General features: G+C 63.2%; 12 protein-coding genes. 1 reads left to right on the forward strand and 11 read right to left on the reverse strand.

Translation table 11 applies throughout. The features are described 5' to 3' along the window. The first annotated feature begins 35 nt into the window (after positions 1–35). Positions 36–1,103 (forward strand): fumarylacetoacetate hydrolase family protein, encoded by a 1,068-nt coding sequence (locus GJ698_RS05120; RefSeq protein WP_154356532.1) that lies wholly within the window; start codon positions 36–38, stop codon positions 1,101–1,103. A gap of 33 nt (positions 1,104–1,136) precedes the next feature. Here GJ698_RS05120 and GJ698_RS05125 read toward each other — a convergent pair whose 3' ends face one another. The 11 genes from GJ698_RS05125 to mraY all read right to left on the reverse strand — a co-directional run bounded on the left by GJ698_RS05125 (position 1,137) and on the right by mraY (position 13,324). Further along, positions 1,137–1,445 (reverse strand): hypothetical protein, encoded by a 309-nt coding sequence (locus tag GJ698_RS05125; protein ID WP_154356533.1) that lies wholly within the window; start codon positions 1,443–1,445, stop codon positions 1,137–1,139. Positions 1,446–1,981: 536 nt separating this feature from the next. Then, the gene (locus GJ698_RS05130; RefSeq protein WP_154356534.1) at positions 1,982–2,485 is read right to left on the reverse strand and encodes a peroxiredoxin; all 504 of its coding nucleotides are present in this window, start codon (positions 2,483–2,485) and stop codon (positions 1,982–1,984) included. 81 nt (positions 2,486–2,566) lie between these two features. Beyond that, positions 2,567–3,793 carry a cell division protein FtsZ gene (gene ftsZ, locus GJ698_RS05135; RefSeq protein ID WP_154356535.1) on the reverse strand — a complete coding sequence of 409 codons (1,227 nt, stop codon included), beginning with the start codon at positions 3,791–3,793 and terminating at the stop codon, positions 2,567–2,569. A gap of 111 nt (positions 3,794–3,904) precedes the next feature. Then, on the reverse strand, positions 3,905–5,137 hold the full coding sequence (ftsA, locus tag GJ698_RS05140) for a cell division protein FtsA (protein WP_154356536.1): 1,233 nt from the start codon (positions 5,135–5,137) through the stop codon (positions 3,905–3,907). A gap of 24 nt (positions 5,138–5,161) precedes the next feature. Further along, entirely contained in the window at positions 5,162–5,962 is an 801-nt protein-coding gene (locus GJ698_RS05145) for a cell division protein FtsQ/DivIB (RefSeq protein ID WP_154356537.1), read from the reverse strand. Positions 5,963–5,969: 7 nt separating this feature from the next. Next, the gene (locus GJ698_RS05150; RefSeq protein WP_371865137.1) at positions 5,970–6,929 is read right to left on the reverse strand and encodes a D-alanine--D-alanine ligase; all 960 of its coding nucleotides are present in this window, start codon (positions 6,927–6,929) and stop codon (positions 5,970–5,972) included. Positions 6,930–6,932: 3 nt separating this feature from the next. Beyond that, a complete protein-coding gene (gene murC, locus GJ698_RS05155; RefSeq protein ID WP_371865138.1) occupies positions 6,933–8,324 on the reverse strand; it encodes a UDP-N-acetylmuramate--L-alanine ligase in 1,392 nt (463 codons plus the stop codon). Then, positions 8,321–9,400, reverse strand: a complete 1,080-nt coding sequence (murG, locus tag GJ698_RS05160) for an undecaprenyldiphospho-muramoylpentapeptide beta-N-acetylglucosaminyltransferase (protein WP_154356538.1) — start codon at positions 9,398–9,400, stop codon at positions 8,321–8,323. Before murG ends, murC begins: the two co-directional genes overlap by 4 nt. Then, positions 9,397–10,617 carry a putative lipid II flippase FtsW gene (gene ftsW / locus GJ698_RS05165; RefSeq protein WP_154356539.1) on the reverse strand — a complete coding sequence of 407 codons (1,221 nt, stop codon included), beginning with the start codon at positions 10,615–10,617 and terminating at the stop codon, positions 9,397–9,399. Before ftsW ends, murG begins: the two co-directional genes overlap by 4 nt. Next, entirely contained in the window at positions 10,617–12,155 is a 1,539-nt protein-coding gene (murD, locus tag GJ698_RS05170; RefSeq protein WP_154356540.1) for a UDP-N-acetylmuramoyl-L-alanine--D-glutamate ligase, read from the reverse strand. The genes ftsW and murD overlap by 1 nt, the downstream gene beginning before the upstream one ends. Then, entirely contained in the window at positions 12,155–13,324 is a 1,170-nt protein-coding gene (gene mraY / locus GJ698_RS05175; RefSeq protein WP_154356541.1) for a phospho-N-acetylmuramoyl-pentapeptide-transferase, read from the reverse strand. Before mraY ends, murD begins: the two co-directional genes overlap by 1 nt. Positions 13,325–13,326: the final 2 nt, after the last annotated feature.

Consider the following 13,326-nt stretch of genomic DNA (forward strand, 5'->3'; position numbering starts at 1 on the left):
TACAATGGCCCCAGCACTCACAACAGGAGACAGGCATGCAAGAAAATCGTCGTAATTTTCTCAAGCTGGGCGCCACCAGTGCAGCGGTAGGCGTGTTGGGTCAGGCAGCGGCGGCGGCGGCGGACACACCGCAGGTCGGCGCCATCGCGCCGCTGGCGGCGAAGCTGGGCCTGCGCCTGGCCAGCTTTGCGCCGGGGCCGCAGGACAAGCCGCGCGTCGGCGTGGTGTTCGATGACGGCCAGGTGCTCGACGTCGGCGCCGAAGCGAAGCGGCAAAAAGTGACGCTGGCGTTCGATCCCGGTTCCATGCTGTCCCTGATCGACAGCGGCGACCAGGGCCTGGCCCAGGTGCATGCGCTGGCCGAGCGCGCGGCGCTGCTGCGCATCATGCGGCCCACCGTCAACCAGGTACGCCTGCTGTCGCCGATTCCGCGGCCGCGCGCCAACATCTACGCGGTGGGCTGGAATTACCTCGACCATTTTGAGGAAGGCAAGGCGGCGCGCGTCGACCGCGTGGTGACCGAGTACCCGGCCAATCCGGTGTTCTTCACCAAGGGCGTCAACACCATGAACGGCCCGTTCGACACCATCCCCTTCGACGCCAGCAACTCGACGCAGGTGGACTGGGAAGCGGAACTGGCGGTGGTCATCGGCCGCGGCGGACGCAACATCACGGAAGAGCAGGCGATGCACCACGTGTTCGGCTACGCGGTCTACAACGACACCACCGCCCGCGACGTGCAGCAGAAGCGCCATGGTGGCCAGTGGTTCAAGGGCAAGAGCCTGGACGGCTACGGCCCGATGGGACCGTGGATCGTCACCGCGGCCGGCCTGAACCTGGACAATGCACGCGTCATCAGCCGCGTCAACGGCGTGGAAAAGCAGAACGCCAGCTACAAGCAGATGTACTTCAAGATCCCGCGCGTGATCGCCGAACTGTCGCGCGGCATGACGCTGGAAGCGGGCGACATCATCACCACCGGCACCCCGTCCGGTGTCGGCTTCAGCCGCAAGCCGCCGGAGTTCATGAAGCCGGGCGACGTGATGGAAACCGAAGTCACCGGCATCGGCATCATCCGCAACGTCATCAAGGCGGAAGGCTAGTTTTACAGTAGAGGCTCTTGCGGATGCCAGCGATCAAGGCGTCGACCTTGGTCGCCAGTCTGAGAACTTCTCCTTGAATGAAACTTCGCCGGTGTGAAAGAAAATCGATATCGTATAGCGCAGATCAAGGCTGGCGGGAACGCTTCTGCCTTGATCATCCAGCAGATACCGCAAAAGAAAGCCCGCAGTTTTTACGCCGGGCAGTCCGACCTCCAACATGGTGCCTTCCACCTTGCATATTGCAGCAGACCGCCGATCTATCCAGAGGTTTGCCTTGACAGGTTTGGTGCCGTTGACGAACCTGGAATAAATCTCATAAACGCCGCATACTTGGCCATCCATCACTTGATCGCCTAAAAACTGGATGGAAGACGGCTTCTTTCTGAAATACTGTCCACACAGAGGAATACTCCTGCGGAAAGGCAGCGCTCATCATTGTCATGAAGCTCATCATCACAAGACATCTAATGGTCCGTAGATTCAACATTTTTTCTCATCAAGACACGAAACGTTCCGGCGATCAGGGACGTTTCCAGCATTAGATTAACGACTCAAGAACTCGGCTATCGCGAGCATTGGTAACAGGCGTGTCAGCTTAAGCCGGTACTGATACGGAAGATTAATACAATGATCATCTTTTGAGGTGTGTCAAATACTTCAGGCGGCCAGAATGAGCACCATTTTTCGGGTGTAAATTCATCGCACTGTTGAGGAGGGTGTGAAATGTGCCCAAGCAGACATTCACGGACAACGCCGATGGCTATCGAGGTCGTCGCGGTCTCGTGAAAGGAGATGACATCATACGTTTAGGGGCGACACGTCAATGAGGACGCATGCCGCGACATGCAAAGACGGCGCCATCGGCGCCGTCTTTCTGATTACAGCTGACCCAGCAGCGTCTCGGCGTTCGAGACTTCGAACTTGCCGCCCTGCTCGATGTTGAGCTGGGTGACCACGCCGTCTTCCGCCAGCAGCGAGTAGCGCTGCGAACGGGTGCCCATGCCGAACTTGCTGAAGTCGGCGTCCAGGCCCAGTGCTTTCGAGTACGAGGCATTGCCGTCGGCCATGAAGCGCACGATGCCGGTGGCTTTCTGGTCGCGGCCCCAGGCGCCCATCACGAACGCGTCGTTGACCGAGATGCACCAGATTTCATCGACGCCCTTGGCCTTCAGTTCTTCCGCGTGCTTGACGTAGCCTGGCACGTGCTGCGCCGAGCAGGTCGGGGTGTAGGCGCCCGGCAGGCCGAAGATGGCGATCTTTTTGCCCTTGACCAGATCCTGCACGTTGAAAGTGTTCGGGCCCAGCGAGCAGCCTTCGGTTTCGGTTTCGATGAATTCGGCCAGAGTGCCTTCTGGCAATTTGTCGCCAATCTTGATGGTCATGGATGACTCCTTTTGTCGCTTTGAATGTAAAAAAGCCGCACCGAGGTGCGGCTTTTCCCGGAATAGAACCGGCAGTATGCCTTAATCGGCCTGTTTGCGCAGGAACGCTGGAATGTCGTAGGTTTCCATGCCGTTCTTCTCCATCGCGCGCACCTGCTCCGAGGCCGATTCGCGACGCCATACCGCTGGCGCCTTCATGCCGTCGAAGGCTGGCGATGCGCCGCCGCCCATGCCGCCGGCCGCGCCCATCGACAGGCCTTGCGCCGCCGCCGCGCCGCCCATGGCAGCCGATGGCATCATCGGGCTGTTGTGGGTGCCGGTGCGCAGCATCTGCTGAGGCACCAGTTGCACGTGCTTCTTGGCTTTGCCCAGGCCGGTGGCCACCACGGTCACGCGGATGTTGTCGCCCATGTCGTCGTCATAGGCGATACCCTGCGCGATCGACGCGTCCGGCGCCGCGAACGCGCGCACCGCCGCCATGACTTCCTTGATCTCCTTGCCTTTCAGGCCGCGCGATGCGGTGACGTTCACCAGCACGCCGCGCGCGCCCGACAGGTCGACGCCGTCCAGCAGCGGCGAGGCCACGGCTTGTTCGGCGGCGATGCGTGCGCGGTCGACGCCGGAGGCGGTGGCGGTGCCCATCATGGCCTTGCCCTGCTCGCCCATGATGGTTTTCACGTCGTTGAAGTCGACGTTGATGTGGCCCGGCACGTTGATGATCTCGGCGATACCGGCGACGGCGTTGTTCAGCACATCGTCGGCGTGCTGCAGCCATTCGATCAGCGATTCGTCTTCGTAGATCTCTTCCAGCTTCTCATTCAGGATCACGATCAGCGAGTCGACGTTGGCCGACAGCTGTTCCAGGCCTTCGTCGGCGATGTCCATGCACTTCTGGCCTTCGTGCGAGAACGGCTTCGACACCACGGCGACGGTCAGCGCGCCCAGCGACTTGGCCACTTCGGCCACGATCGGTGCGGCGCCGGTGCCGGTGCCGCCGCCCATGCCGGCGGCGATGAAGACCATGTGCGCGCCGCGCAGCGAGTCTTCAATGCGCTGGCGCGATTCTTCCGCCAGCTTGCGGCCGACGTCCGGCTTCATGCCCGCACCCAGGCCGGTCTCGCCGATCTGGATGACGTTGTCGGCTTTGGAAGTCGACAGTGCTTGCGCGTCGGTGTTGGCGGCGATGAACTCGACGCCCGACATGCCCTTGTTGATCATGTGCTGCACCGCGTTGCCACCCGCACCGCCGACACCGACGACCTTGATGACGGTACCCAAAGCTGCGTTATCGACCATATCGAACTCCATGATGTGACTCCCTATCAGAATGCGGTTTTCAAGCGCCAGTCCTCATAATTGTAGGAGAACTGGAGATTGAAAACTGCGGTTTAATATAAAAAAATTTGTACCTACCCTGCCTCAGAAATTCCCGAGGAACCATTCCTTCATGCGCTGCCACACTGCCTTCACCGAACCATCCTGCCGCGTGACGATGTGGCCACGCAGGTACTGCTTTTTCGCTTCCTGTAACAGGCCAAGCACGGTCGCGTAGCGCGGGCTGCGCACCACGTCGGCCAGCTGGCCACGGTAGTCCGGCGTGCCCAAACGCGCCGGCTTCAGGAAAATGTCTTCCGCCATCTCGACCATGCCCGGCATGATCGCGGTGCCGCCGGTCAGCACGATGCCCGACGACAGCACGCCTTCGTAACCCGATTCGCGCACCACCTGGTGCACCATCGCGAACAGCTCCTCCACGCGCGGCTCGATGACGGCGGCCAGCGCCTGGCGCGACAGGTTGCGCGGACCGCGGTCGCCGAGGCCCGGCACTTCCAGCGATTCGCCCGGATCGGCCAGCACCTGCTTGGCCACGCCGTAGCGGATCTTGATCTCTTCCGCTTCGGTGGTCGGCGTGCGCAGCGCCATGGCGATGTCGTTGGTGATCTGGTCGCCGGCGATCGGAATCACGGCGGTGTGGCGGATCGCGCCGTCGGAGAACACCGCCACGTCGGTGGTGCCGCCGCCGATGTCGATCAGCACCACGCCCAGTTCCTTCTCGTCGCCGGTCAGCACCGCGTCGGCCGAGGCCATTGGCTGCAGGATCAGGTCCGACACTTCCAGGCCGCAGCGGCGCACGCACTTGACGATGTTCTGCACCGCCGACACCGCGCCGGTGACGATGTGCACTTTCACTTCCAGGCGGATGCCGCTCATGCCGATCGGTTCGCGCACATCTTCCTGGCTGTCGACGATGAACTCCTGCGGCACCGTATGCAGCAATTGCTGGTCGGTCGGAATGTTAACCGCCTTTGCCGTTTCAATGACGCGCGCTACGTCGGTCGCCGTCACTTCCTTGTCCTTGATGGCCACCATGCCGCTCGAATTGAAGCTGCGGATATGGCTGCCCGCGATGCCCGCGTAGACATTGCGGATCTTGCAGTCGGCCATCAGCTCCGCTTCTTCCAGCGCGCGCTGGATCGATTCCACGGTCGCTTCGATGTTGACCACCACGCCCTTCTTCAGGCCTCGCGATTCGTGCTGGCCCAGGCCAATCACTTCGTGGCGTCCATCGCCCATCACCTCGGCCACCACGGCAACCACCTTGGAGGTGCCGATATCGAGGCCGACGATCAGGTTTTTCGCGTCTTTAGTCATTTCTTCTCTGCCTGCTAGTTATGCTTAGGTATGCTTGGGTGCCGGTTTTTTTACTATTGGTTTGGGTTTCGCGCCTTCCGCCGGAATCTTCAATCCCTGTGCGCTCAACGCCAAACCGTTCTGATACCGCATGTCGATCGTGTCTATATTGGGCAGATGCTCCACCAGCTGCGGATAAATCCCCACCAGCCGGTCCACCCTTTCCTTCAACGTGGTGCTGGTCTGTTCCCGTCCCAGCGCCACGCTCATTCCGTTATCCAGCCTCACCGTCCACGCATAGCGGCTCGACAGCGACAGCGCCTGCGGCAACAGCTTGAGCGGCGCAAACCACGCACGCAGCTCGTCGTACCGCGACAGCACTTCCTTCTCGCTGCCGTCCGGTCCTTCAAACTCCGGCAGCGCGTGGTCCTCCTCCGCTTCGGCCAGGTTGGCGGTGAACGACTCGCCCTTGGTCGACAGCAGCCTGCCATCCTCGCCCCAGGTGCCCAGCACCTCATGCTCTTCCAGCGCCACGATCAACTGGTCCGGCCATTCGCGGCGTACCGTTGCGCGGCGTACCCAGGGCACCGTCTCGAACGCCTGGCGCACCGCATCCAGGTTGGTGGTGAAGAAGTTGCCCTTGATCTTGCCCAGCGCATTGTTACGCAGCGTCAGGTGATTCACATGCCTTAAATCGTCACTGCCTATACTCTCGATACGGATGGTGCGCAGATTGAACATCGGTCGCTGCGACACCCACCACACGCCGGCCGCGATGCATGCCAACAGCGTCAGCGCAAAGATGCCGCTGGCGGTTGCATTCAAAGCCTTCGCGTCTTGCCACATCTACTGCTTATCCCTTCATCTTCAAACGCGCGGTGCGCAGGATTTCCACGCACAGGTCTTCATAGCTGATGCCTTCCGCGCGCGCCGCCATCGGCACCAGCGAATGGGTGGTCATGCCCGGCGAGGTGTTCACCTCCAGCAGGAAGGGCTTCTGGTCGCGTTCGCGCAGCAGCACGTCGACGCGTCCCCAGCCCTCGCAGCCCAGCGCGCGATAGGCTTCCACGGCGATACGGCGCATTTCCTCGCTCAGCGCTTCCGGCAGCGCGGCAGGGCAGAAATACTTGGTGTCGTCGGTGAAGTACTTGTTCTGATAGTCGTAATTGCCTTCCGGCGCCACGATCTCCACCACCGGCAGCGCACGCGCCGTGGCACCGCCGCCCAGGATGGCGACCGTGAATTCGCGGCCGGTGACAAATTCCTCCGCCAGCACCGAGTCATCCAGCGCCGCGGCAGTGTCGTAGGCGGCCTTGAAGGCGCCGGCCTCGTTCACCTTGGTGATGCCGATGGTCGAACCTTCATGCGGCGGCTTGACGATCAGCGGCAGGCCCAGATCGGCGGCGGTGGCCGCCAGGTCCGATTGGGCGTTCAGCACCGCGTAACGCGGCGTCGGCAGGCCCTTGTGCAGCCAGACGATCTTGGTGGTGATCTTGTCCATGCCGACCGAGCTGGCCATCACACCGCTGCCGGTGTAAGGAATGCCCAGCAGTTCCAGCGCGCCCTGCAGGCTGCCGTCTTCGCCGTAGCGGCCGTGCAGCGCGATGAACACGCGGTCGAATTTTTCCGCCGCCAGTTCGGCCAGCGAGCGTTGGCCCGGATCGAACGGATGGGCGTCGATGCCCTTGCTTTGCAGCGCGGCCAGCACGCCGCTGCCGGACATATTGGATACTTCACGTTCCGCAGAACGGCCGCCAAACAGCACGCCGACCTTGCCGAATGCTTTTGCGTCTTGTGGATTCAGGGTACTCACGATTCAGACCTTTGGATAATTAGTCAGTTTGGCCGGGACGCCGCTGATCGAGCCTGCGCCCATGGTCATCACGACGTCGCCGTCGCGCACCACGCCCATGATGGTTTCCGGCATATCGCCGATCGCCTCAACAAAAATCGGTTCCGTCTTGCCGCGTGCGCGCAGCGCGTGCGACAGCGCGCGGCCGTCGGCCGCCACGATCGGCGCTTCGCCGGCGGCGTACACCTCGCCCAGCACCAGCACGTCCGGCGTGCCCAGCACCTTGACGAAGTCTTCGAACAGGTCGCGCGTGCGGCTGAAACGGTGCGGCTGGAACGCCAGCACCAGGCGGCGGCCCGGATAGGCGGCGCGCGCGGCGGCCATGGTCACTTCCATTTCCAGCGGGTGGTGGCCGAAGTCGTCGACCAGCGTGAACGTTCCGCCGCCAGGAATCGCAACGTCGCCGTACTTGGTGAAGCGGCGTCCGACGCCGGCAAAACCGGCCAGGCCGGCCTGCGTGGCGCTGTCCGGGATATTGATCTCGCGCGCGATGGCGATGGCCGAGCAGGCATTCTGCACATTGTGCAGGCCTGGCTGGTTCAGCACCACGTCCAGGTCCGGATAGCCTTCCTGCTTGACGGTGAAGTGCATTTCCACGCCGACGGCGCGCGCGTTCACTGCGCGCACTTCGGCGTCTTCGGCGAAGCCGTAGGTGGTCACCGGTTTGGTCACGTGCGGCAGGATCGAGCGCACATGCGGATCGTCGATGCACAGCATGGCGCGGCCGTAGAACGGCAGGCGGTGCGTGAAGTGCACGAAAGCCTGCTTGAGCTTCTCGAAATCGTGCTCGTAGGTTTCCATGTGGTCGGCGTCGATGTTCGTGATGACTTCGATCATCGGCGTCAGGTTCAGGAACGATGCATCCGACTCGTCGGCTTCCGCCACCAGGTATTCGCCGGTGCCCAGCTTGGCGTTGGCGCCGGCACTGGTCAGGCGGCCGCCGATGACGAAGGTCGGATCGAGGCCGCCCTGCGCCAGCACCGACGCGACCAGGCTGGTGGTGGTGGTCTTGCCGTGCGTGCCGGCGATGGCGATGCCGCGCTTCAGGCGCATCAACTCGCCCAGCATCACCGCGCGCGGGACGATAGGCACCTTGCGGCCGCGCGCCGCCACCACTTCAGGATTGTCCTGCTGTACAGCGGTCGAGGTCACGACGGCATCGGCCTTGCCGATGTTTTCCGCCGCATGGCCCAGATACACGGTCGCGCCCATGTCGGCCAGGCGCTGGGTGACAGCGTTGCTGCCCAGGTCCGAGCCGGACACGTTGTAGCCCAGCGTGAGCAGCACTTCCGCGATGCCGCTCATGCCGCTGCCGCCGATGCCGACGAAGTGTATGTTCTGTACTTTATGTTTCACAGCTTATCCAATGCTAATTCTTCCAATACCTGTGCGATTGCTTCATTCGAATCGCGCTTGCCGACATCGCGCGCCGCCGTGGCCATGGCCAGGCAGGATGCGCGGGTCAGCGTTTCCAGCAGCGTCGCAACGGATTGCGCGCTCAACTCCGTTTGCGGCATGTGTATCGCCGCCTTCTGTTTCGCCATCCACTGCGCGTTGTCGCGCTGGTGGCTGGTGGTCGACGCCATGAACGGCACAAGCACGCTGGCCACGCCCGCCGCCGTCAGTTCGGACACGGTGATGGCGCCGGCGCGGCAGATCACCACGTCGGCAACGCTGTAGGCGGCCGCCATGTCGTCGATGAAATCGACCACATTGGCCGTCACGCCGGCCTGCTGATACGCCGCACGCAGCGCATCGATATTCTTCTTGCCCGACTGGTGGGTCACCAGCGGACGCTGTGCTTCCGGAATCAGCGCCAGCGCGGCCGGCAGCGCGTCGTTCAGCGCCTTGGCGCCAAGGCTGCCGCCCACCACCAGGATGCGCAGCGGACCTTCGCGGCCGGCGAAACGTTCGGCCGGCGACGCCATGTCCAGAATCTCCTTGCGCACCGGATTGCCGGTGACGACCGCCTTGCTGGCCGCCGCGCCGAAATTGGCCGGGAAGCCGAAGCACACGCGGTCCGCGAACGGCACCAGCGTCTTGTTCGACAACAGCAGCGCCGCATCGGCATTCACCAGCACCAGCGGCGTGCCGCGCATGCGCGACATCAGGCCGCCCGGCACGGTGACGTAACCACCCATGCCCATCACCACGTCCGGCTTGCGGCTGCCGATGAAACCGAAGCAGTCGGCAAACGCCTTCACCATCTTCAACGCGCCGCCCAGCGAGTGCTTGATGCCCTTGCCGCGCATGCCGGTGAAATGGATGCTGTCCATCGCGATGCCGTGCTTCGGCACCAGATCCTGCTCCATGCCGGTCGAGGTGCCGAGCCAGCTCACTTCCCAGCCGCGCGCGCGCATGGTCTGCGCGATCGCCAGGCCCGGGAAAATATGACCGCCCGTACCGGCCGCCATAATCATTAATCGTTTCATAGTCTGCCACCGCGCATCAGGACCCGGTTCTCGTAGTCGATCCGGAGCAGGATCGCGAGTCCGATGCAGTTAATTACAACGCCCGTGCCGCCATAGCTCATCAGCGGCAGGGTCAAACCCTTGGTTGGCAGCAAGCCCAGATTCACGCCCATGTTGATAAACGTCTGCACGCCGATCCAGATGCCGATGCCCTTGGCCGTCAGGCCGGCAAAGGTCTGGTCGATGGCGATGGCCTGGCGGCCGATGTCGAAGGCGCGCTTGATGATCCAGTAGAACAGCGCGATCACCACCAGCACGCCGGCCAGGCCCAGTTCCTCGCCGATGACCGCCAGCAGGAAGTCGGTATGCGCTTCCGGCAGGTAGTGCAGCTTTTCGACGCTGCCGCCCAGGCCAACGCCAAAAATCTCGCCGCGCCCGAAGGCGATCAGCGAGTGGGTCAGCTGGTAGGACTTGTTCATCGCGTTGTCTTCTTCCCACGGATTCAGGTAGGCGAAGTAGCGCTCGCGGCGGAATTTCGACAGCGCGATGATGGAGCCGAAGATCACCACCAGCACGGCGCCGATGCCGCCGAACCAGATGGCGTTGATCCCGCCCAGGAACAGGATGCCCATGGCGATGCAGACGATGACGCCGAAGGCGCCCAGGTCCGGCTCCAGCAGCAGCAACAGGCCGACGAAGCCGACCGCCGCCGCCATCGGCATGAAGCCCTTGGTCAACTTGTGCATGTACTGCTGCTTGCGCACCGTGTAGTCGGCGGCGTACAGCACCGCGACCACCTTCATCAATTCGGACGGCTGCACGTTGAATACCTTCAGCGACAGCCAGCGGCGGCCGCCGTTGACCACCACGCCCAGGCCAGGGATCAGCACCGCCACCAGCAGCACCAGCGTGCAGATGAACAGGTAGGGCGCGGCCTTCTGCAGATCCGCGATGCGGACGCGGAACACGAACAGGCCGGCGATCAGCGAGACGGCGATGAACATCGCCTGCCGTTGCAGGAAGTAGGTGTTCTGCCAGCGGACGTAGTTGGCGAACTTCGGCGAATCCGGCAGCGAGATCGACGCCGAGTACACCATCACCATCCCGAGCAGCATCAGCAACAGCGTGACCCAGACCAGCGGCTGGTCGTACTCCATCATCTTCGACTGCCGCGCGCGGCTATCCATCGGCGTGGACGCCGACGAAGAGCCAAAGCGGAATGGCAGCTGGAAGGCCATCAGATCTCCTGTCCTGCGTCGAGGGCGATTTCGCGCACGGTGTCGATGAACACCTGGGCGCGATGCGCGTAGTTCTTGAACATGTCCATGCTGGCGCAGGCCGGCGACAGCAGCACGGCGTCGCCGGCTTGCGCCAGTTCGCTCGCGCGCCTGACGGCTTGCGGCAGGTCGGTGCCGCAGTCTTCCAGCTCGACACCGGTGTTTTGCAGCGCGGCGCGGATCAGCGGCGCATCGCGGCCGATCAGCAGCACGGCGCGGGCGTAGTGCGAGGTTGGTTCGGCCAATGGCGCGAAATCCTGACCCTTGCCGTCGCCGCCCATGATCACCACCAGGCGCTGGTTGGCGCCGGTGAAGGCTTTGCCCAGGCCATTCAATGCGGCCACGGTGGCGCCGACGTTGGTGCCTTTACTGTCGTCGTAGTATTCGACGTCGTTGATGGCGCTGACCAGTTCCACGCGGTGCGGCTGGCCGCGATATTCGCGCAGGCCGTGCAGCAGTGGCGCCAGCGGCAGGTCGATGGCGCGGCACAGGGCCAGCGCCGCCAGCGCGTTGGCGGCGTTGTGCACGCCGCGGATTTGCAGCGCGTCGGCCGGCATCAGGTTCTTGACGATGCATTCCACCGGCGGTGGCGGCGGATCGTTCTTTTTGCGTTTCTTCGGTTCGTCCTCTTCCTCGACCGGGACGGCGGTGGCCAGCCACAGCACGCCGCGTTCGTTGTTCAGGCCCAGGTCGTCGCGCACGGTTGGCGCGTCGGTGCCGAAGGTGACGTTGTGGCCGGTGGCGCTGGCCATGCGCATGGTGGTGGCGTCGTCGCGGTTCAACACGCGCACGGTGTTGGCGGCGAAGATGCGGTGCTTGGCGGCGGCGTAGGATGGCATGTCGCCGTGCCAGTCCAGGTGATCTTGCGTCACGTTCAATACGGTGGCGGCGTCGGCTTCCAGCGTGAAGGTGGTCTGCAGCTGGAAGCTCGACAGCTCCAGTACCCAGACTTCCGGCAGCTGCGGCGCGGCGGCATCAGCGGCGGGCGCTGGCGAGGCGTCGAGCACCTCGCGCAGCACGTCCAGCGCGGCCGGGCTGATATTGCCGGCCACGCGCACGGTCTTGCCGGCGCGCTCGCACAGTTGGCCGACCAGCGTGGTCACCGTGGTCTTGCCATTGGTGCCAGTGATGGCGATGATCTTCGGCTGATAGCCGCGTTCCGTCTTCAGCGCTTCCAGCGCCTGCGCGAACAGCTCGATCTCGCCCCACACCTCGATGCCGGCGGCAGCGGCGGCCGGCGCAATCTCGGCCAGCTCGCGGTGCGGCGCCAGGCCAGGACTGACGGTGACGAAGTCCACGCCTTCCAGCAGCGACGCGCCAAACGGACCGGCGACGAATTCCGCATCCGGCACGGCGGCGCGCAACGCAGGCAGGCGCTCCGGCGACTCACGCGTATCGGCAACGCGCACGCGCGCGCCGCTGCGGGCGAGCCACAGCGCCATCGCCAGACCGGATTCACCCAGTCCTAATACCAGTGCGTTTTTGCCTTCGTAAATCATCAGCGCAGTTTCAACGTCGAGAGTCCAACCAGTACCAGAATCATCGTGATAATCCAGAAGCGCACGACAACCTGGGTCTCTTTCCAGCCTTTCTGTTCAAAGTGGTGGTGCAGCGGCGCCATCAAAAATACGCGACGGCCGGTGCCATAGCGCTTCTTGGTGTACTTGAACCAGCTCACCTGAATCATCACCGACACCGTCTCCGCAACGAAGATGCCGCCCATGATGAACAACACGATTTCCTGACGCACGATCACGGCGATGGTGCCCAGCGCGCCGCCCAGCGCCAGTGCGCCAACGTCGCCCATGAACACCTGTGCCGGATGGGTGTTAAACCACAGGAAAGCCAGGCCGGCGCCGGCCAGCGCACCGCAGAAGATAATCAGCTCGCCCGCGCCAGGAATGTGCGGAATGAACAGATACTTCGAATACGTCACGCTACCGGTCAGGTAAGCAAACAGGCCCAGGGCCGAACCCACCATAATCGTCGGCATGATGGCCAGGCCATCCAGGCCGTCGGTGAAGTTAACGGCGTTGGACGAGCCGACGATGACACAGTAGGTCAACGCGATGAAACCCCACACGCCCAGCGGATAGCTGATCGTCTTAAAGAACGGCACAATCAGGTCGGCCTTCGGCGGCAGATCCATCGAGAAGCCCGACTGCACCCATGCGAAGAACAGCTCGAACACCTTGCTGGTATTCGGCGCCGACACCGAGAACGCCAGGTACAGCGCGGCGGCGATGCCGACCAGCGACTGCCAGAAATACTTCTCGCGCGAACGCATGCCTTCCGGATCCTGGTACACCACCTTGCGGTAGTCATCCACCCAGCCCACCGCGCCGAAACCCAGCGTCACGATCAGCACCGGCCAGATCAAACGGTTCGACAGGTCGCACCACAGCAGCGTCGAAATCGCGATCGACAGCAGGATCAGCACACCGCCCATGGTCGGCGTGCCGTGTTTTTTCAGGTGGGTCTGCGGACCGTCGGTACGCACGGCCTGGCCGTACTTCATCGCGGTCAGCTTGCGGATCACGAACGGGCCGGCGGCCAGACCGATGAACAGCGCCGTCGCGGTGGCGAACACCGCGCGGAAGGTGATGAAGTTGAACACCCGGAGTATCCCGACGTCCTGCTGGAAAAATTGTGCGAGCCAGAGCAGCATGA

The sequence above is a fragment of the Duganella aquatilis genome (assembly GCF_009674565.1).
GTDB classification, from domain to species: Bacteria; Pseudomonadota; Gammaproteobacteria; order Burkholderiales; family Burkholderiaceae_D; genus Rugamonas; species Rugamonas aquatilis.